Origin of the sequence: Bordetella sp. BOR01 (assembly GCF_019218885.1) — a bacterium.
GTDB lineage: Bacteria > Pseudomonadota > Gammaproteobacteria > Burkholderiales > Burkholderiaceae_B > Bordetella_A.
Map to the genome: position 1 here is coordinate 1,093,772 of NZ_JAHUWT010000002.1, position 17,798 is coordinate 1,111,569.

Below are 17,798 nucleotides of genomic sequence, written 5' to 3' on the forward strand. Positions count from 1 at the left end.
TTTAAAGTGCGGCCTGCCTGCGAGGAACTAGACGCCCCGGAATACCGGGTCGCGCTTTTCCACGAATGCAAGCAACGCCTCGCGCGAATCTTCCGATTCCTTCAACAAGCACATGGTCTCGACGACGCTTTCCATTGAACGCCGGTAGTCCAGGTCGTTGGCCCGCATGAACGCGTCTCGAAGCAGGCGCATGGCCAGCGGCGACTTGCGCGCCAGGCGCCGCGCCAATGTACGGGCGCGCTCGAGCACCTGGTCGCGCGGCACCACTTCATTGACTACACCCAGGCGCATCATTTCCTCGGCGCTGACGATATCGCCGGTGAACAGCAGGTGGGCTGCCCGATGGCGTCCCGCCTGGCGCGGCAGGTGCACCAGATGCATGGCGGGCAGCAGCCCGACGTCTATCTCGGGATATCCCATCCTGGCCTCTTCTGCCGCGATCACCATATCGCAGGATACGGCCCAGGTGACGCCAGCGGCGCGCGCATGTCCATTCACCGCTGCGATGACGGGCTTGCCCATGCGGTAGAGCGCCTCATGCATCTCATAGTAGAAAACTTCAATCAGCCGGCGCAGGGCCTGGCCGTCGAACTCCAGCGCGATTTTCAGGTCCACCCCTGCAGAGAACACGGTTGGCAGGGCGCTTTTCAGGATGACCGCTCCGGCAGAGGTGTCGTGCCGGGCTCGATGGTAGGCGTCGACTACTTCGCGCGCCAACTGCATGTCGATGGCGTTGACCGGGCCGCGGCTCATGGTGATCTCCGCCACGCCCTCTATGACCTCGTACTGCACGAACTCGCCCACTGTCGTCTCCTGTGGCCGCCTGGTGGCCTTTGGGGCCACCCTGGCGTGAATCGGGACATAATGTGCGCTAGCCAGTCTTTGCGTCCAATATCTTTCCCGGAACGAGCGATACGCCCCGCGAATGACCACAGGTATAGAACTCCGACATTTCAGGTACTTCGTGGCGCTTGCCGAAGAATTGCATTTCGGCCGCGCGGCCAAGCGTTGCAATATATCGCAGCCCCCATTCAGCGTATCGATACGCCAGTTGGAAGAGCAGCTGGGCTTTGCGCTGGTGGAGCGGTCTTCGCACGAGGTCAGGCTGACCGCGGCGGGCACGACGTTTTACAGGGAAGCCTGCAAGGCCTTGTCCCAGGTGCGCCAGGCGGCCGACATCGCGGCCAGGGTCCATGGCGGACTGGACGGCGTGCTCAGCGTCGGTTTCTTTGCATCCATGCTGTATCGAGGACTGGACCGGGCGGTCGATCGGTTTCGGGCCGAGTTCCCCTCAGTGGCCTTGCAATTATTGGAACTGAGTACATCTGACCAGATCCCGGCATTGCTCGGACGCCAGATCCACTACGGCTTTGTCCACAGCATGACCCTGCCGGCAGAAATCGCCGCCTGCGAGCTGCTGCACGAGCCGTTTCTGCTATGTCTGCCTAAAACGCATCCGGCCAGTGGCGAACGGGTGTTGAAATTGAGTGATTTCAGCAGCGAGCCTTTTGTGCTGTTTTCGCGAGCCTTTTCCCCGTCCTATTACGATCAGGTGGTCGCCCGTTGCCTGGCTGCCGGTTTCCATCCGGATATCCAGCATCAAGTCCGGCACTGGCTGACGGTGGTGGCCTGTGTATCCAAGGGCATGGGCATCACCCTGGTGCCGCGGGCGCTGGCTAACGCCAAGCTGCCCGACGTACATTTTGCGGTGATCGAGGAAAGTACGGTGGAATCCGTCGTCCATGGCGCCTGGCTGAAGGCGGAAGCCGAAAGCGCCATCCTGGGAGCCTGGCGACGCGTGGTCGGGCAGGAGATCGCGGTTTAAGGGGCCCCAAGCATCAGAAAGCCACCGCGTCGCGTTCGGGATGCGCCTTGCCGCGGGGTGTATGGAGAAGTTCATCGAACCCATGTTCAGCGAGCACATTTCCGGCTTCGCCCGCAGCGGCCAGGATGGATTGCCGACGGCATACTTCGGCGAAATTCGGCTGCCGAGTATCGGGCACCCAGATCTGGACAGGCCGCAACCCTGCCATGCGCAGAGCTGTACGGTGCTTGTCTACGCGGACGTCCACATTGCTGGTGGATACGATGGCTGCCTTTGCCTGTAGCAACGTACCCCTTGAGCCCGGTACATGCAACACGCCGGCGCGGAGGGCGCGATCGCCTGCTGCGGGCGCAAGGGCTGTTCTTCGCGCCGCCGGCGACCATCAACGAATCTCGGGATACCCGCTCGCGTCGGCCTCGTGCGCTGCTTCGATCAACTGCGCGTAGCGATCCGGCTCGGGCCGCACGAACCGTGCGACATGCGCCGCGCGCAGCAGCAGCGCGCCTTCCGGATCGTCGTGCAGGCCAAGCAGTACTTGCGCCAGGCGCGCCGCGGTGGCGCTGTCGACGTCGGGGCCTGCCACCAGCAGGGGATTCGGGGTCCAGGGCGTATAGGCCAGGGTGCGCAGGCCGGCCAGCGCATCGGGGTCATGGACGCGCATCAAGTCCAGGTACCAGCCGTCCACGGCGGTCAGGTCGATCTCGCCGCCGGCCAGGGCGCGCAGCAGGCCGCGCGGATTGCCGTGGGGCCCCTTGGAGTCGCCGAACCACGCGCCGCCGCCCGCCATCTTGGCCAACGCCGCGCGCGGCGCGTTCCAGCCGGATTGCGAGTCGCGCACCATCCAGCCGTAACGGCTGCCGGCGGTGTCGGCGAGCGTGTCCCAGGGGCTGTCGTCGCGCACCAGGAATTCGCTGCGATAGCGGGGCTGGCCCTGGTAGGCTGGCCAGGCCGGCACAGCGCAGGCCAGGGCGGCATAGGCGCGCCCCGCCTGCAGGGCCACGGCGTAAGGCCAGCCACACATGAATGCGCCGCATAGCCCGGGCCGGGCCCAGAGCTCGCCGATGGGCGTGGGCCAGGCGTGCTCGACGAACCGCACATCCAGGCCGGCGCGCGCGTGGGCGGCGCGCAGCAGGGCATGCCAGGCGTCCCGCGCGGCGGGGGCCACGTCATACATGCGGGTCGAGGCGATCAGGTCCATGATGCGTGCCTAGGCGAATTTCAGCGTTTGTCCCAGGCCCATCTTGCCGGCCTTCTCGAGCATGGCGTGACCCAGCGCGATATCGGTGGTGGACAGGCCGCGATGCCAGAAAAGAATGGTCTCGTCGTCGCGTTCGCGGCCAGGTTTCACGCCCGCCACGATCTGGCCGATTTCGGCATGCAGGTTTTCCTGGGTGATGCGGTCGCTGTCGACGTGGGCGCGCAGCGAACCATACGGCAGGCCTTTGCGACATTGGCCCCAGTCATCGACCACGACCTTGCTCATGATGTCGGTCAGGCTCAGTTCGACGGCGCTCATGGTGCCGTAGGGCATGACCAGCGCGCCGGGCTTGATCCATTCTGTCTTGAGCAGCGGGGTGGGTTCGGGCAGGCGCGAGGCCTCGACCACAATGTCGGCGCCGCGCACGCACGATTCCCAGTCGTCCACCACCTTTACCGGCTTGCCCAGGTCTTGGGAAAGGCGTACGCCGAAGGCCTTCTGGCTTTCGGGGCGGCGGGAGTGCACGCGGATTTCGTCGAAGTCGAAAAGGCTGTCCAGTAGCCGCACGTTCCAGTACGAGGTGCCGCGCGAGCCGATGTGGCCCAGCACCTTGCTGTTCTTGCGGGCCAGGTGCTTGGCGCCCAGGGCCGTGACCGCGCCAGTGCGCATGTCGGTGATGGCGGTGGCGTCGATTACGGCCAGCGGCTTGCCGTTGACGGGATCGAACAGGTTGAGCAGCGCCATTTCCGACGGCAAGTCGACCTTGTAGTTGTCCACGAAGTCGCTGACGACTTTTACGCCAGCAATGTGCAGCGGCGCGATATAGCCACGCAGCACATTGAAATGCCCCTTGGCCGAGGATTCCGGCACCAGGTGCACGCGCGGCTCGATGACGGTCTGCCCGCGCCCCTGGGCGTCCAGGGCGCTTTCCACGGCGGCCAGGATCTCGGCGTCGGTCAGCGACAGCGCGCGCACGTCGGGGCCGTTCAGGTAGGTGATGTCGATGGACTGCATGGTGTCTCCTGGGTTACTGGATGGGCTGGATGCCGGCCTTCTTGACGATGGCGGCCCATTTGCGGGTCTCGTCCTGGATCGTGCGGGCGAAGTCCGCCCGGCTCGAGCCGGCGGGCTCCACGCCCAGGCCGATGAACTTCTGGCGCACGGACGCTTGCTGCACGGCCTCGGCGATGTCGGTCTGCAGCTTGTCGAGTATGGCGGGCGGAACCTGGGCCGGGGCCACGATGCCGTACCACGAGGTCACGTCGAAGCCGGGGTAGCCGCTTTCGGCGACGGTGGGCACGTCTTTGAGCTGCGGCAGGCGTTCGGGGCCGGCCACCGCCAGCGCCCGCAGCTTGCCGGCCTGGATCTGCGGCAGCACGGTGGACACGCCTGCGAACATCATGTCGACGTTGCCCGCCACCACATCGTTGACCGCGGCGGCCATGGCGTTGTACGGGATGTGCCGGATCACGACGCCGGCCGACTGGTTGAGCAGTTCGCCAGCCAGGTGGGCGCCGCTGCCTGGCCCGGGCGACGAGTAGTTGAGCTTGTCGGGATGCTGGCGGGCGTAGTCCACCAGTTCCTTGAAGGTCTTGGCCGGCACGCGGTCGTTGACCACCAGCACGTTGGGCGAGGTGGCCAGCATCGTCACGGGGGCGAAGTCCTTGGCCGTGTCGAAGGGCAGCTTGGTGTAGAGCAGCGGATTGACGGTCAGGTTGCCGGCGGGTGCCAGCGCCAGCGTATAGCCGTCGGGCTTGGCGCGGGCCACGTAGTCCATGCCGATGTTGCCGGAAGCGCCGACCTTGTTCTCGACGATGACGGGCACGCCCCATTTGCTGCCGAGCTGCTGCCCGACGATGCGAGGCAAGGCATCGGCGATGCCGCCCGCGCCGAACGGCACGATGATGGTGACGGGTTGACTGGGGTACTTTGCCTCGGCGGCGAATGCCGGCGAGGCGGACAAGGCGCCGGCCAGAACGGCGCCGGTCATGCGGATGGCGAGAGACGAGTTCATGATTTTCCCCTATGCAGGTCTCGCTGTGTCGGCCCGGCGCTCACTGTGCGGCGTCGCGGGGCTGTTCAAGAAAGCGGTCGGCGCGCGCGATGTCGTCGGCCAATCGCCGGTCTTCCGATAAAAACGCCACCTGCGCGCGAAAGGCATCGAGCAGGGCGCCGGTGCCCTTGCCGATGGGGCGTTGCGGGTCGGCGCGGGTGCGCAGGTCTACAGCCTGCGCCGCATGAATCAATTCGATGCCCAGCAGCGTGCGCAGCCGCTGCACTTGCTGCCACACGCGCTGCGCCGCCAGCGGCGCGTTGGTGGCCACGTCTTCGATGTGCCCGGCCACCACCAGCGCATCCGACGACACGGGGTGCGACAGGGCGCGGATTTCGGTGGCCAGGACCGATACGGGTTTCTGGATGGTGGTGTATGCCAGGGTCTTGTCGTCGGGGGACAAAAAGCGCGACAAGTGCGTGAAGGTGGGGTCGCCCAGGCGCAGCACGCGCTGCGCCGATGATTGCGCGACATGCGACAGCGCCACGCCCACGGATTGCAGCGGCACGACCCACACCGTGGGGTCGAAACCGGCGCTGGGTACGATGGCGCCGCGTACCTCGCCCCGGGTGACGAAATAGCGGGCCTCTTGCGGGGTGGCGCCGGCAGGCGGCGCCGCGTCCAGCACCACGGTGGGGTTGTCGTCCGAGCTATTGATCTGGATGAGCAACTGGGTATCCAGCGCCTGCAGCGCCTCGCGGGCCGCGCCGTGCACCTGGCTGACGGTGCGGAAGCTCAAGGGATCCTGCAGCGGGCGCTTGTCGTCGACCTGCCACAACGCGCTGCCTTCCAGCATGTCGAGGATGCGGCGCGCGGTCTGCTGTTGCCCGGCATAGGGGCGTTGCGCCTGCACAGCCGGCAGCAGCGGCGCGATATTGCCGTTCAGGCCCTCGAGCGCCAGGGCGGCGATGCCGTCGGCGCGGTCCAGCAGCTGTTCGGCGTCGTGCGCGGCCAGGATGGCCAGCGCGGCGCCGTAGGCATTGGAACTTAGCAGGGATAGCGAGTCCTTGGCGTATGGCTGGACGGGTTCGATGCCGGCACCGCGCATGGCGAGCGCCGCCGGCATGAGCTTGCCGCCGACCTCGACCTGTCCTTCGCCCATCATGGCCAGGCCGATCTGCGGCAGGATGCCGATGTCGGCCTCGCCCACCGAGCCCTGGCCCAGCACCACGGGCGTCAAGCCCTTGTTCAGGAACGCCGCGTACTGGCGTACCAGGGCAGGGCTCATGCCGGTACCGCCGAACAATGCCGTGTTCAGGCGCACCACCATCGCGGCGCGCACTGCGTCGGCGGCGGCCGGCTCGCCAAAGGCGACGGTATGCGAAAGCAGCATGCGATGATTGAATGCCTGGGACAGCGTGCGCGCTTCGTCCGAGATCGTATCGCCGGAGAATATTGTCTGGTCTTTGTTTTGCCCCACGCCGCGATTCAGCCCATAGACTGGCTGGCCCAGGCGCGCGTATTCCAGCAACAGTTCGTGCGAACGGGCCACGCGCTGCCAGGCGGCATCGGTGGGCGCCACCGGCCGGCCATGCCGTGCGACCTGGACTACTTGCGCCGCCGTGAGCGACTTGCCGTCCAGCGCCAGTGGCGCCTGCCGCGCCGGTGCGCGGTCGGTCGCGGCGGCGGGCCGGGCTGCCACAGAGGTGTCGGCCGCATGGATAACGGGTGACAGCAACGCGCCGGCCATGCAGGCCAGGGCGATGCAGGCCTTGCGGCGCAATGCCAGGGGCAGGGCCGGTAAAGCGCGGTCTGCGGACCGCACGGAGTGACGCATCACGACTCCTTGGGCGTGGAAGAACGAAGCGAGCGCGAAACTAGGGCTTGAGCATGGGCAAGTCCAGGCCGACGGATCGGGCGCAGTCGATGGCAGTCTCGTAGCCGGCATCGGCGTGGCGCATCACGCCGCTGGCCGGATCGTTGTGCAGCACCCGCGCCAGGCGCCGGTCGGCTTCGGGCGTGCCGTCGCAGACGATCACCACCCCTGCGTGCTGCGAGAAGCCCATGCCCACGCCGCCGCCGTGATGCAGCGATACCCAGGTAGCGCCGCCGGCGGTGTTGAGCAGCGCATTGAGCAGCGGCCAGTCGGACACGGCATCCGAGCCGTCGCGCATGGATTCGGTTTCACGGTTGGGGCTGGCCACCGAGCCCGAGTCGAGATGGTCGCGGCCGATGACGACGGGTGCGCTCAGTTCGCCGGTGCGCACCATTTCGTTGAAGGCCAGTGCCAGCCGTGCGCGGTCGCGCACGCCCACCCAGCAAATGCGCGCCGGCAGCCCCTGGAAGGCGATGCGCTCGCGCGCCATGTCGAGCCAGTTGTGCAAGTGCTTGTCATCGGGGATCAATTCCTTGACCTTGGCGTCGGTCTTGTAGATATCTTCGGGGTCGCCCGACAGGGCCGCCCAGCGGAACGGCCCGATACCTTCGCAGAATAGCGGCCGGATATAGGCGGGCACGAAGCCGGGAAAGTCGAAGGCGTTGTCCACGCCTTCTTCCAGCGCGACCTGCCGGATATTGTTGCCGTAGTCCAGCGTGGCCGCGCCGCGTTGCTTCAGTTCGAGCATGGCGCGCACATGGGCGGCCATGGACTGCCGCGCGGCGGCCACCACGGCCTGGGGGTCGCTCTGGCGCTTGTCGCGCCAGGCTTGCACGGTCCAGCCTTGCGGCAGATAGCCATTCAGGGGGTCGTGCGCCGAGGTCTGGTCGGTAAGGCAGTCGGGCGTGATGTTGCGGCGTACCATCTCTGATACCACGTCGGCGGCGTTGCCCAGCAGGCCTACCGAAACGGCGCGCTGTTCCGCCCGGGCCTTGTCGATGATGGCCAGCGCCTCGTCCAGCGAGGTGGCCTTGACGTCGATGTAGCGGGTGCGCAGCCGGAAGTCGATGCGCGACTCGTCGCATTCCACGGCGATCATGCTGAAGCCGGCCATGGTGGCGGCAAGCGGTTGTGCGCCACCCATGCCGCCCAGGCCCGCGGTAAGGATCCAGCGCCCCTTGGGATCGCCGCCGAAATGCTGGTTGGCCACTGCATAGAAGGTCTCGTACGTACCTTGCACAATGCCCTGTGAACCGATGTAGATCCAGCTGCCGGCCGTCATCTGGCCGTACATCATGAGGCCCTTGCGGTCGAGTTCGTGAAAGTGTTCCCAGGTGGCCCAGTGCGGGACCAGGTTCGAGTTGGCCAGCAGCACGCGGGGGGCGTCGGTGTGCGTCTTGAACACGCCCACCGGCTTGCCGGACTGGATCAGCAGGGTTTCGTCGGCCTCGAGGCGGCGCAGCACTTCAAGGATCTTGTCGTAGGCCGGCCAATTGCGCGCGGCGCGGCCGATTCCCCCGTACACCACCAATTCGTGGGGGTGTTCGGCCACCTCGGGGTCCAGGTTGTTCTGGATCATGCGGTAGGCGGCTTCGATCAGCCAATTCTTGCAGCTCAGGGTATTGCCACGCGGCGCGCGAATGGTGCGGGTGGAGTCGTGGCGGGTGGGCGTGAGGTCGCTCATGGTTTGTCTCCGTGAGGGTTCTTAGTTGCGGGCCGTCTGGCCGGGCTGGACGGGCACGGTGGCGTAACCGCTCAGCCGATAGGATTCGCCCGGATGGATCAGGCGGGCGAAGGTGGCGATATGAGGGGATGTCCAGGTGCGCCGCAATACCTGCAGGCAGGCCTGCGGACCGTCCAGGCCCAGCCAGGCGCCGACCTCGGGGCTGGGCAGGATGGCCTCGATGGTGTGCTCTACGGCCGACAGGGGGGCCACGCGGCTGAGGTAGGCATTGGGGGTCTCGCGGCTGAAGTCCTGGTCGAGATAGCCCGGCGCGGCCTGCGGGTTGACGTAGCGGTCTTCCAGCTGCACGGCGGCCTCGTTGTCCAGGTGCAGCAGGATGGAATGGAAGACGGGATTGCCGGGCGCAATGCCCAGCGCGATGGCGATGCCCTCGGCGGCGGTTTCCCGTTCGAGCAGGATGATGCGGTTGCTATAGCGGTGGCCCCGTTCGGAGATTTCGTCGGCGATATTGCGCACTTCCAGCACGGGCAGCATGGGCCGGCGTTCGGCCACGAAGGTGCCCACGCCCTGGCTGCGCACCAACATGCCGTCTTGGGTGAGTTCAAGAATGGCGCGCCGCGCCGTCATGCGCGACACATCGAACTGGGCGGCAAGCTGGTTCTCGGACGGCACCTGTTCATTGACCGCCCACCGGCCCGATTCGATGTTCGCGATGATGTGCCGCTTGATGCGGGCATAGGGGGCCAGGGTCTGGTCGTTGGCTGCGGCATTCATGGCGGTGCTTCCAAAGCGCTGCGGATGGGTCGATTTAACTTGGATATACAAGTATAGTCAAGTAAACTTTCGTCCTATGCTTATTCGGAAAGGAGCCGATCGATGACGCATCCGGGAACGCAGGGCGGCTGGGATACCTTGATCATCAACGCCCGGTTGGCCACCTTCGCGCCCGCGCGCGGCGGCGACTACGGGGTGGCCGATGACGCCGATGCGCTGGCGATCGACCAGGGGCGCATCGCCTGGATCGGCCGCGCGGCCGACGTGCCGGCCCCGGGGCGGCAGGCGGCAGTCATCGATGTCCATGGCCAGTGGGTGATGCCGGGGCTGATCGACTGCCATACCCATCTGGTCTATGCCGGTTCGCGGGCGCGCGAGTTCGCGCAGCGCCTGAATGGCGCCAGCTATGAAGAGATTGCCCGCGCGGGCGGGGGCATTGCCTCGACGGTGCGTGCCACCCGTGAAGCCGGCGAAGCCGCCCTGGTCGAGCAAGCCGGGCCACGGCTGCGCGCGCTGATGCGCGAAGGGGTGACCACCATCGAGATCAAGTCGGGCTACGGCCTGGATCGCGGCACCGAATTGGCCATGCTGCGCGCCGCGCGCCGCCTGGGCGAAACCGGGGCTGTCACGGTGCGCACCACCTTCCTGGGCGCGCACGCCCTGCCGCCCGAATATGCCGGCAGGGCCGATGCCTATATCGATGCTATCTGCAACGACATACTGCCCGCGGCGGCCCAGGCGGGGCTGGTCGATGCGGTCGACGCGTTTTGCGAGACCATCGGCTTTGATGCCGCCCAGGTAGAACGGATCTTCAAGGCGGCTGGCGCGCTCGGCCTGCCGGTAAAGCTGCACGCCGAACAACTCAGCAACCTGGGCGGCAGCGAACTGGTGGCGCGCCACGGTGGCCTGTCGTCAGACCACCTGGAACACCTGGATGAAGCGGGCGCACGGGCGCTGGCCGCGGCCGGCACGGTGGCGGTGCTGCTGCCGGGCGCCTATTACTTCCTGCGCGATACCCATACGCCGCCGATAGGCTTGCTGCGCAAGCATGGCGTGCCGATGGCGGTGGCAACTGACTGCAATCCAGGCACCTCGCCGTTTGCTTCATTGCTGCTGATGCTGAACATGGCTTGCACGCTGTTCCGGCTGACGCCCGCCGAGGCCCTGAACGGCGTGACGCATGCGGCGGCGCAAGCCCTGGGCATGGCCGATGAGGTCGGCAGCCTGGCGGTGGGAAAGCGCGCCGATCTGGTGTTCTGGCAGGTTCCCGATTTGGCCGAGCTTTGCTACAGCTACGGCACCCACGTGCCGACCCGCGTGCTGTGCGCAGGGATGGCGCGCCCGGCCTGAGCCCGCCGCTTGCGCGCGGTCAGCCCGCGTGGCCGCTTTCGGCCAGTATCCACCTGGACAGCCGGGTCGCCGCGTCGGATGGCGGGTCTTCCTGCCGAACGCAAAGATAGTAGTCCAGCCCGACATCGAGCTTCTGGTCGAATATCTGGACCAGGCGTCCCGCGGCCAGCTCGCATTCGATGAGCGCCAGGCGCAGCAGGCCTGCCCCCAGGTTCGCGGTGACGGCCGCCAGGGTCAGTTGCGCGTCTTCGAGCAGCGGGCCCGCCAGCCGCTCGGGCCGTACGCCGGCCTGCGTAAGCCAGGCCGCCCAGCGCGCGCGGTCGCCGTCGTGCACCAGCGGCGCATGCGCCAGGTCGCGCGGATGGCGGAACGGCCCGTGTTGCTGCGCGAAGGCAGGCGTGCACACGGGCACGACCGCACCCGATAGCAGGCGGGTTACGCGGTGGCCCGGCCAGCGTCCGGCCCCGAAGCGAATGGAAAGGTCTGCCGAATCGCCGGGGTAGCTGCCATGCATGGCATAAACCACATTGACACCGACGTCGGGGTGGGCCTGCATGAAGCGCCCCAGGCGTGGCAGAAGCCAACTGCTGCCCAGCAGGCCCGTGACACCCACGGTGACCTGGGTGAGCGTGGCGCGCTCTTTGGCCTGGCGGGTGGCGCTGCGCAACACCGTGAACGCGGTATGGATGGATCGGTAGTAGTCGCGCCCCTCGTCCGTAAGGCAGAGCGCACGGCCTTTGCGCGTGGTCAGCGGGGTCTGGATATAGCTTTCCAGCAAGTGCAATTGATGGCTGACTGCGGAAGGGGTGATATTCAGCTGGGCCGCGGCGTCGGCAATGGAGCCATGCTCGGCAAAGGCTTCAAAGGCGCGAATGGCGCGCAGCGGCGGGTCGATGCCGTCGGAATCGGGGTTCATGATTGAATAAAAAAATTCATCTGTTGAATTTCAATCAGCTATCTTTCTGCGCGAGCTTCTATATTTTCATGGAAAAAACGCAAGGATTATGCCGTACAGATAAAAGCATATATGAATTTTATTTGGATGGCTGGGCCTGGAATCTTTCACTCGATTCATACTTCAAGGGGGAACTATGAAGGCAAGGTTTTTGGGCGGAGCCATTCTGGCTTGCGCCGCCGCGGGCGCGCAGGCCGCCGACAGCATCACGTTGGCGTCCTGGGGCGGCTCGTTCCAGAAGGCGCAGCGCGAGGCCTGGTTCACGCCGGCCGAGAAGGCCCTTGGAATAACCATCAGGGAAGACACGACCTCAGGATTGGCCGACGTGCGTACCCAGGTTGCCTCGGGCAAGCCTGCCTGGGATATCGTGCAGCAGGGCAATCAGTCATGTCCGTTGATGGAGCAAGAGGGCCTGCTGGAAAAGCTCGACCCCGCCATCGTCGACACCACCGGCATTCCAGACAACATGAAGTCGGATTACTGGGTCGCCGACGTGGTCTATGGCGTGGTGATCGGCTGGAACAAGCAGGCCCTGGACGGCGCGCCGCCGCAGAACTGGAAAGATTTCTGGAACACGCGCGATTTTCCCGGCATGCGCTCGCTGCGCCGTTCGCCGCTGTACAACATCGAGGCGGCACTGCTGGCAGACGGCGTGGCGCCAAAGGACATCTACCCGCCCGATGTAGAGCGCGCCTTCCGCAAGCTGGCCGAACTCAAGCCCAGTGTCGGCGCCTGGTGGGGCTCGGGCGCCGAGTCAGTGCAACTGATGCAGAACGAGGAAGTGGACATGTCGGGAATCTGGAACGGCCGCATCCAGGACCTGATGCGTGAAGACGAACGCATGGACTTCACCTGGAACCAGCAGATTGTGCTGTACGACTGCCTGGCCATTCCCAAGGGCGCCAAGAACAAAGAGGCCGCCATGAAAGTGCTGGCCTACCTGGTCAAGCCGCAGACGCAGGCGCGCCTGTCGACCTTGATCAACTATGCACCGGCCAATGAAAAGGCCTACGACACCGGCATCATCAGTCCGGAACTGGCGGCCAAGCTGCCGAATTCGCCGGCCAACCGCGACGGTGCGGTGATACTGGATACGCAGTGGTGGTCGAAGAACTACGACGCCATGTCCAAGCGCTTTGACCTGCTGTTGCAGCGCTAGCGGGATGACAGGCATGGTGGATGTCGCGACGCGGCGCGCCCTACCCATCACGGTGGCGGGCGTGTCGAAAGCCTATGGCGCGCAGCAGGTTCTCGACCAGGTCGACCTGGAGGTTCGCAGCGGCGAATTCCTGACCTTGCTGGGGCCGTCGGGCTCGGGCAAGACGACGCTGCTCATGGCGCTGGCGGGCTTTGTACAGCCAGATGCCGGCGACCTGCGGTTCGGCGAACGCAGCATGGTGCTTGAACCGGCGCACAAGCGCGGCATCGGCATGGTCTTCCAGAGCTATGCGCTTTTTCCGCATATGACGGTGGGCGAGAACATCGGCTACCCCTTGCGGCTGCGCAAGCATTCCAAGCCAGAGATACGCGCCAGGGTCGCCGAGGCGTTGGAACTGGTGCGGCTGCCGGGCGTGGCCGAGCGCCGCGTCAGCCAACTGTCGGGCGGCCAGCGCCAACGCGTGGCGCTGGCGCGGGCAATCGTCTTCGAGCCGGCCATCCTGCTCATGGACGAGCCGCTGTCGGCCCTGGACAAGCAATTGCGCGAGCAGATGCAGCGCGAAATCCGGCAATTGCACGACAGGCTGGGCGTGACCACGGTGTACGTCACGCACGATCAGCGCGAGGCGCTGACCCTGTCGGACCGGGTGGCCGTCATGAACCAGGGGCGCATCGAGCAGGTTGCCGGCGCGTTCCAGATCTACCAGCGGCCTGCCACGCGTTTCGTGGCGGACTTCATCGGGGAATCGCACTTCTTGCCGCTGCAGCGCCGGGACGGCGGCTTTTGCCTGGCTGGCCGCCCGCTGGTGCTGCCGCCCGACCAGGATGTGCCGTCGGGCGAGTCCGCCTGGCTGATGCTGCGGCCGGAAAACCTGATGGTCGATGCCGCGCCCGACCTGGGCCGCAACAGGCTGGAAGGCGTGGTGACCGATAGCGTCTTCCAGGGCGAGAGTTCGCGCCTTTATGTGCGCCTGGACGACGGCCTGGAGGTGTCGCTGCGGCTGGGCCCGGCCCAGATCCGTGAGCTTGGCCTGGGCCAAGGGCAGCGTGTGACGCTGTCTCTGCACGCCGAGGATACCGTGCTCTTGCCCAGAGAGGATGGCGATGGCCGCTGACACTGTCTTGCCGGCGGCGCCCATGGACCCGGCCGTGCTGGCGCGCCATGCCCGCTACGGCCAATGGCGCCTGCTGCTGCTGGCCGCGCCCGCGCTGTTGTTGCTGGCCGTGATATTGCTGGGGCCGATTCTATGGCTGTCGGCGCTGTCGTTCGTGGGCCCCGACGGCCTGACGCTGGCCCACTACCAGCGGCTGTGGCATGGCGCTTTCCTGTACAGCTTTCGCACCACCTTCGAGCTTGCCCTGCTGGTGACGGCGGCCTGCGCATTGCTGGCCTATCCGCTGTGCTACTTGATGGCGCGGGTGTCTGCCCGAAGCGCCGCCTTGCTGATGCTGTGCGTGCTGCTGCCGTTCTGGACGTCGCTGCTGGTACGCACCTATGCCTGGCTGATCTTGCTGCAGCGGCGCGGCGTCATCAACAGCGTGCTGACCGACACGGGAATCATCGACACGCCTCTGCGGCTGGTGCACAACTTTACGGGTACCGCCATCGGCATGACGCACATCATGCTGCCGTTCATGGTGTTGCCGCTATACGCCAGCATGCGCGCCATTGCACCGGACTATCTGCAGGCCGCCGCCAGTCTCGGCGCCACCCCGGCGCAGGCCTTTCGCCAAGTCTATCTGCCCTTGTCGGTGCCGGGGCTGGCTGCCGGCGCGGTGCTGGTCTTCGTGCTGTCGCTGGGTTTCTACGTTACCCCGGCCGTGCTGGGCGGAGGCAGGGTGGTGATGTGGTCCATGCAGATCGAACGCAATATTTCCCTGTATGGCGATTGGGGCGCCGCCAGCGCGCTGGGTGTCGTGCTGCTGGCGGTGACGCTGTTGTTCATCTGGCTGTTGACCCGTGTCTTCGGCCTGGAAAAATTGCTGGCCAGGTAATCCATGCAAAACGACACCCTGCATACCCGCGCGCCCTGGTGGCTGGCACCGCTGTGCGCCGTGATCGTGCTCTTCCTGGTGGCGCCCACCCTGGTGGTCATTCCCATGAGTTTTTCCGATTCGCGCTTCCTGGCTTTTCCGCCCAAGGCGTGGTCGGCGCGTTGGTATCTGGAGTATTTCCATAGCCTGGAATGGCGCGAGGCGACTTGGGTATCGCTGCGCGCCGCATTCGGCACCACGCTGCTGGCGACCCCGCTGGGGTTGGCGGCCGCCTACGCAGCGGCGCGCGCCACTGCGCGCCAGGGACGCTGGCTGCGCCTGATTTTCCTGTTGCCCATGGCGCTGCCGGTAATCCTGTGCGGGGTAGGGGTGTTTCTGCTGTACGCCCGGCTGGGCTTGAACAACACGCTGCTTGGCCTGGTGCTGGCGCACACCTGCCTGGCCTTGCCGCTGGTCTTCATCACGGTAAGCGCCGCGCTGGCAAGCCATGACTTCAACCAGGAGATGGCTGCCCGCAGCCTGGGCGCCCATCCGCTGCGGGCGTTCTGCGGCGTGACGCTGCCGCAGATCCGCTTCTCTGTGCTGGCGGCCGCCATCCTGGCCTTCATCACTTCGCTGGATGAGGTCGTGGTGGCCCTGTTCATCGCCGGCGGCTCCGGCGCCACGCTGACCAAGCGGATGTTCAATTCGCTGCGCGACGAAGTGGATCCGACCATCGCGGCGATTTCCACACTGCTGATCGTCGTCTCGGTGGCGCTGCCCCTGGCCGCCCGCGCGCTGCAGCAGCGCCGCTGACGGATTCCATCACTGCTTATCCACTTTCTATCTGGAGACTTCGATGGCGCTGCATTTTCCGCGCGAGACATTTTTCGACCGTATCGGGGCCACGCGCCAGCGCATGCAGGCCGAGGGCCTGGATGCGCTGCTGGTGTTCGCCCAGGAAAGCCATTACTACCTGACCGGCTTCGATACATCGGGCTATGTGTTCTTCCAGTGCACCATCATCACGGCCGACGACCGGCCCCCGATCTTGCTGACCCGGCGGCCAGACCTGGTGCAGGCGCAGCGTACTTCGGTGGTTGAAGACATCCGCATCTGGTATGACGATGAAGGTGCCGATCCCAGTGTGGATCTCAAGGCCATTCTCGAGCAACTGGGCCTGGCCGGCAGGCGCGTCGGCATGGAGACCGATAATTTCGGCCTGGTGGGCAAGAACTATGCGCGGGTGCAAGCGCGCCTGGCCGATTGGTGCACGCTGAGCGATGCGTCGCACCTGGTGCGAGCCCAGCGCGTGGTGAAATCGGCTGAAGAGCTGCGTTATGTACGCGAGGCCGCCAGGCTGGCGGACGATTCGCTGGTGGCGATGCTGGATGCGGCCCGACCCGGTGCTTTCGAGGGCGATATCGCCGCTGCCGGTGCGGCGGTGCAGTTCCGCGGCGGCGGCGACCCGCCACCGGGAGGGCCGGTACTGGGTTCGGGCGAGCGTGCCTTGCTGGTACGCACCGCCGCGGGGTACCGCCACCTGGATGCGCAAGACCAGCTCACCCTGGAATTCGCGGCCAGCTACCGGCACTACTGTGCCTGCCTGATGCGCACAGTGGCTATTGGCCGGCACGATGCGCGCCAGGCGCGGATGTTCGATATCACCCTGCAGGCCCTGGCCGCCATGACTGCCGCCGCGGTGGCCGGCAATCCCTTGGGCGATATCGATCGTGCCCACCGCCGCGTCTTTGACCAGCACGGTTATGGACACGCGCGCATGGCGGCTTGCGGCTATTCGCTGGGCGCCACTTTCCGCCCCAGCTGGATGGACGTGCCGCCCTTGCTGTTCGCCGAGAACGGCACCCTGGCGCAGCCTGGCATGGTGCTGTTCCTGCATGCCATCCTGATGGATACGACGCACAACCTGGCGATGTCGCTGGGCCATACGCTGGTCGTTGCCGAAAACGGTCCGCCGGAAGTGCTGACCCGCCTGACGCCGGCCTACGACGTGCGCGTATGAGCCTGGCGCCGCGGCTTCGGCAGGGCGACGCGCTGGCGGCTGGTGTTGAAGGCGATGCATTGCCCATGAGTTTCAATTCGTACCGAAGGTTGCCCATCAGGGTGCTTGTCGCTAAAGTGCTGTGCAGCAGTGTCTTGGTAGTTACTCACCCGGAGCCAGCATGAATACTCGTTTCAGGAAAGCCAGCCTTGCTGCCTTGACCGCTCTTGTGCTTGCCCTGCCCCTGGTGCAGGGATGCGCGTCCAGCCAGGATCCCCGAGTCGAGGCGGCAGTGGCAGATGAACCTTTCTACGACTGGTTCAACAAGCTGGTCAGCCAGATCGAAGCGGATCCGAAATACAAGCGTATTCCCATCGACACCAAGCCTGAATCAAATGAGTTCCTGGTTTTGTTGCACGACACCTATCGCCACAAGATAACGAAGCAAGAGTTCGTCCAACGCGTCAATACTCAGTACCCGGGCCACGATTATGAAACTTCATTCATCGTTTCCAGGCTTCCATAGCCTGCCCACGTCTGCCCGGAGATCACAAGTGCATGATGGGCTTGCACGCCGCAGGATGGGTGCGATGCTGCTGGGCGCTGCCATCTCGGCATGGGCCGGCGCGGGCCATGCGCATCCTTGCGACGGCCTGGCCATGGCCGTCAACGCGCAGAACCACGATGCCTATGCCACGGCCGCGGCGCAGGCCCTGACGGGCCATGTCAGGCCGGCTTCGATCAAGATGAACAGGCTTTATCGGGCAGGCGCATGGAGCGCCGCCTGGCTGGATATTCCCGGCCATGAATCCGGTGTGTTCTTTTTCGAGGACCAGGGCGCGGTGCCCGGGTTCAAGGAAGTATGGGGCGGCATCGCCGACCCTTCAGAGATGCCGGAACTGGTCGCCTGGGCCCGCAAGCTGGGTGCGCCGCAAGACCTGGCGCGCTGTTTTGCGCAGGTGGTGACTGCGGATTGATGCCCTGGCCGTGCCGCGGGGCCGGACGGGCA

The 17,798-nt window shown here is 65.8% G+C and carries 17 protein-coding genes and 1 pseudogene; 9 read left to right on the forward strand and 9 right to left on the reverse strand.

The window, feature by feature from the left end; all coding sequences use genetic code 11:
* Nucleotides 1-27 precede the first annotated feature (27 nt).
* Nucleotides 28-804, reverse strand: a complete 777-nt coding sequence (locus tag KW845_RS12905; protein ID WP_218369613.1) for an enoyl-CoA hydratase/isomerase family protein — start codon at nt 802-804, stop codon at nt 28-30.
* A gap of 121 nt (nt 805-925) precedes the next feature.
* On the opposite strand from KW845_RS12905, the gene KW845_RS12910 reads away from it, so the two are divergent.
* Nucleotides 926-1,825, forward strand: a complete 900-nt coding sequence (locus KW845_RS12910) for a LysR family transcriptional regulator (protein WP_218369614.1) — start codon at nt 926-928, stop codon at nt 1,823-1,825.
* A 163-nt stretch (nt 1,826-1,988) separates the two neighbouring features.
* Here KW845_RS12910 and KW845_RS29725 read toward each other — a convergent pair.
* The 7 genes and pseudogenes from KW845_RS29725 to hutC all read right to left on the reverse strand — a co-directional run.
* A pseudogene (locus KW845_RS29725) lies at nt 1,989-2,033 on the reverse strand (antitoxin MazE-like protein); the annotation flags it as partial.
* 174 nt (nt 2,034-2,207) lie between these two features.
* On the reverse strand, nt 2,208-3,023 hold the full coding sequence (locus KW845_RS12920; protein WP_218369615.1) for a phosphate/phosphite/phosphonate ABC transporter substrate-binding protein: 816 nt from the start codon (nt 3,021-3,023) through the stop codon (nt 2,208-2,210).
* A 9-nt stretch (nt 3,024-3,032) separates the two neighbouring features.
* Nucleotides 3,033-4,037, reverse strand: a complete 1,005-nt coding sequence (locus tag KW845_RS12925) for an ornithine cyclodeaminase family protein (protein WP_218369616.1) — start codon at nt 4,035-4,037, stop codon at nt 3,033-3,035.
* A gap of 13 nt (nt 4,038-4,050) precedes the next feature.
* Nucleotides 4,051-5,037 (reverse strand): tripartite tricarboxylate transporter substrate binding protein, encoded by a 987-nt coding sequence (locus tag KW845_RS12930; protein WP_218369617.1) that lies wholly within the window; start codon nt 5,035-5,037, stop codon nt 4,051-4,053.
* Between the two features lie 40 nt (nt 5,038-5,077).
* The gene (gene hutH / locus KW845_RS12935) at nt 5,078-6,853 is read right to left on the reverse strand and encodes a histidine ammonia-lyase (protein WP_255592588.1); all 1,776 of its coding nucleotides are present in this window, start codon (nt 6,851-6,853) and stop codon (nt 5,078-5,080) included.
* 40 nt (nt 6,854-6,893) lie between these two features.
* A complete protein-coding gene (hutU, locus tag KW845_RS12940; protein WP_218369618.1) occupies nt 6,894-8,576 on the reverse strand; it encodes a urocanate hydratase in 1,683 nt (560 codons plus the stop codon).
* A gap of 21 nt (nt 8,577-8,597) precedes the next feature.
* Nucleotides 8,598-9,350 carry a histidine utilization repressor gene (hutC, locus tag KW845_RS12945; protein ID WP_218369619.1) on the reverse strand — a complete coding sequence of 251 codons (753 nt, stop codon included), beginning with the start codon at nt 9,348-9,350 and terminating at the stop codon, nt 8,598-8,600.
* A 102-nt stretch (nt 9,351-9,452) separates the two neighbouring features.
* Between hutC and hutI the strand changes: the two genes are divergently transcribed.
* The gene (hutI, locus tag KW845_RS12950) at nt 9,453-10,700 is read left to right on the forward strand and encodes an imidazolonepropionase (protein ID WP_218369620.1); all 1,248 of its coding nucleotides are present in this window, start codon (nt 9,453-9,455) and stop codon (nt 10,698-10,700) included.
* A 19-nt stretch (nt 10,701-10,719) separates the two neighbouring features.
* Here the strand turns inward: hutI and KW845_RS12955 are convergent, their stop codons facing one another.
* Nucleotides 10,720-11,616, reverse strand: coding sequence for a LysR substrate-binding domain-containing protein (locus tag KW845_RS12955; protein ID WP_218369621.1), 897 nt, complete (start codon nt 11,614-11,616; stop codon nt 10,720-10,722).
* A 175-nt stretch (nt 11,617-11,791) separates the two neighbouring features.
* Here KW845_RS12955 and KW845_RS12960 point away from each other — a divergent pair, with 175 nt between their 5' ends.
* From KW845_RS12960 to KW845_RS12990, 7 genes are all read left to right on the forward strand, one after another.
* Nucleotides 11,792-12,814, forward strand: a complete 1,023-nt coding sequence (locus KW845_RS12960) for a polyamine ABC transporter substrate-binding protein (protein ID WP_218369622.1) — start codon at nt 11,792-11,794, stop codon at nt 12,812-12,814.
* A gap of 13 nt (nt 12,815-12,827) precedes the next feature.
* Nucleotides 12,828-13,928, forward strand: coding sequence for an ABC transporter ATP-binding protein (locus KW845_RS12965; RefSeq protein ID WP_218369623.1), 1,101 nt, complete (start codon nt 12,828-12,830; stop codon nt 13,926-13,928).
* Nucleotides 13,918-14,808 carry an ABC transporter permease gene (locus KW845_RS12970; RefSeq protein ID WP_218369624.1) on the forward strand — a complete coding sequence of 297 codons (891 nt, stop codon included), beginning with the start codon at nt 13,918-13,920 and terminating at the stop codon, nt 14,806-14,808. Before KW845_RS12965 ends, KW845_RS12970 begins: the two co-directional genes overlap by 11 nt.
* A 3-nt stretch (nt 14,809-14,811) precedes the next feature.
* Nucleotides 14,812-15,603, forward strand: a complete 792-nt coding sequence (locus tag KW845_RS12975) for an ABC transporter permease (RefSeq protein ID WP_218369625.1) — start codon at nt 14,812-14,814, stop codon at nt 15,601-15,603.
* Between the two features lie 43 nt (nt 15,604-15,646).
* A complete protein-coding gene (locus tag KW845_RS12980; RefSeq protein ID WP_218369626.1) occupies nt 15,647-16,810 on the forward strand; it encodes a Xaa-Pro peptidase family protein in 1,164 nt (387 codons plus the stop codon).
* A 160-nt stretch (nt 16,811-16,970) separates the two neighbouring features.
* The gene (locus KW845_RS12985; RefSeq protein ID WP_218369627.1) at nt 16,971-17,315 is read left to right on the forward strand and encodes a hypothetical protein; all 345 of its coding nucleotides are present in this window, start codon (nt 16,971-16,973) and stop codon (nt 17,313-17,315) included.
* 64 nt (nt 17,316-17,379) lie between these two features.
* The gene (locus tag KW845_RS12990; RefSeq protein ID WP_218369628.1) at nt 17,380-17,766 is read left to right on the forward strand and encodes a hypothetical protein; all 387 of its coding nucleotides are present in this window, start codon (nt 17,380-17,382) and stop codon (nt 17,764-17,766) included.
* Nucleotides 17,767-17,798 lie beyond the last annotated feature (32 nt).

Bases quoted from the DNA above. Each gene is read 5' to 3' on its own strand.
- KW845_RS12965 (WP_218369623.1), top strand. From the start codon at position 12,828: ATGGTGGATGTCGCGACGCGGCGCGCCCTACCCATCACGGTGGCGGGC.
- KW845_RS12985 (WP_218369627.1), top strand. From the start codon at position 16,971: ATGAATACTCGTTTCAGGAAAGCCAGCCTTGCTGCCTTGACCGCTCTT.
- hutH (WP_255592588.1), bottom strand. From the start codon at position 6,853: ATGCGTCACTCCGTGCGGTCCGCAGACCGCGCTTTACCGGCCCTGCCC.
- hutI (WP_218369620.1), top strand. From the start codon at position 9,453: ATGACGCATCCGGGAACGCAGGGCGGCTGGGATACCTTGATCATCAAC.
- KW845_RS12960 (WP_218369622.1), top strand. From the start codon at position 11,792: ATGAAGGCAAGGTTTTTGGGCGGAGCCATTCTGGCTTGCGCCGCCGCG.
- KW845_RS12930 (WP_218369617.1), bottom strand. From the start codon at position 5,037: ATGAACTCGTCTCTCGCCATCCGCATGACCGGCGCCGTTCTGGCCGGC.
- hutU (WP_218369618.1), bottom strand. From the start codon at position 8,576: ATGAGCGACCTCACGCCCACCCGCCACGACTCCACCCGCACCATTCGC.
- KW845_RS12980 (WP_218369626.1), top strand. From the start codon at position 15,647: ATGGCGCTGCATTTTCCGCGCGAGACATTTTTCGACCGTATCGGGGCC.
- KW845_RS12975 (WP_218369625.1), top strand. From the start codon at position 14,812: ATGCAAAACGACACCCTGCATACCCGCGCGCCCTGGTGGCTGGCACCG.
- KW845_RS12910 (WP_218369614.1), top strand. From the start codon at position 926: ATGACCACAGGTATAGAACTCCGACATTTCAGGTACTTCGTGGCGCTT.
- KW845_RS12955 (WP_218369621.1), bottom strand. From the start codon at position 11,616: ATGAACCCCGATTCCGACGGCATCGACCCGCCGCTGCGCGCCATTCGC.
- KW845_RS12920 (WP_218369615.1), bottom strand. From the start codon at position 3,023: ATGGACCTGATCGCCTCGACCCGCATGTATGACGTGGCCCCCGCCGCG.
- hutC (WP_218369619.1), bottom strand. From the start codon at position 9,350: ATGAATGCCGCAGCCAACGACCAGACCCTGGCCCCCTATGCCCGCATC.
- KW845_RS12925 (WP_218369616.1), bottom strand. From the start codon at position 4,037: ATGCAGTCCATCGACATCACCTACCTGAACGGCCCCGACGTGCGCGCG.
- KW845_RS12970 (WP_218369624.1), top strand. From the start codon at position 13,918: ATGGCCGCTGACACTGTCTTGCCGGCGGCGCCCATGGACCCGGCCGTG.
- KW845_RS12990 (WP_218369628.1), top strand. From the start codon at position 17,380: ATGCTGCTGGGCGCTGCCATCTCGGCATGGGCCGGCGCGGGCCATGCG.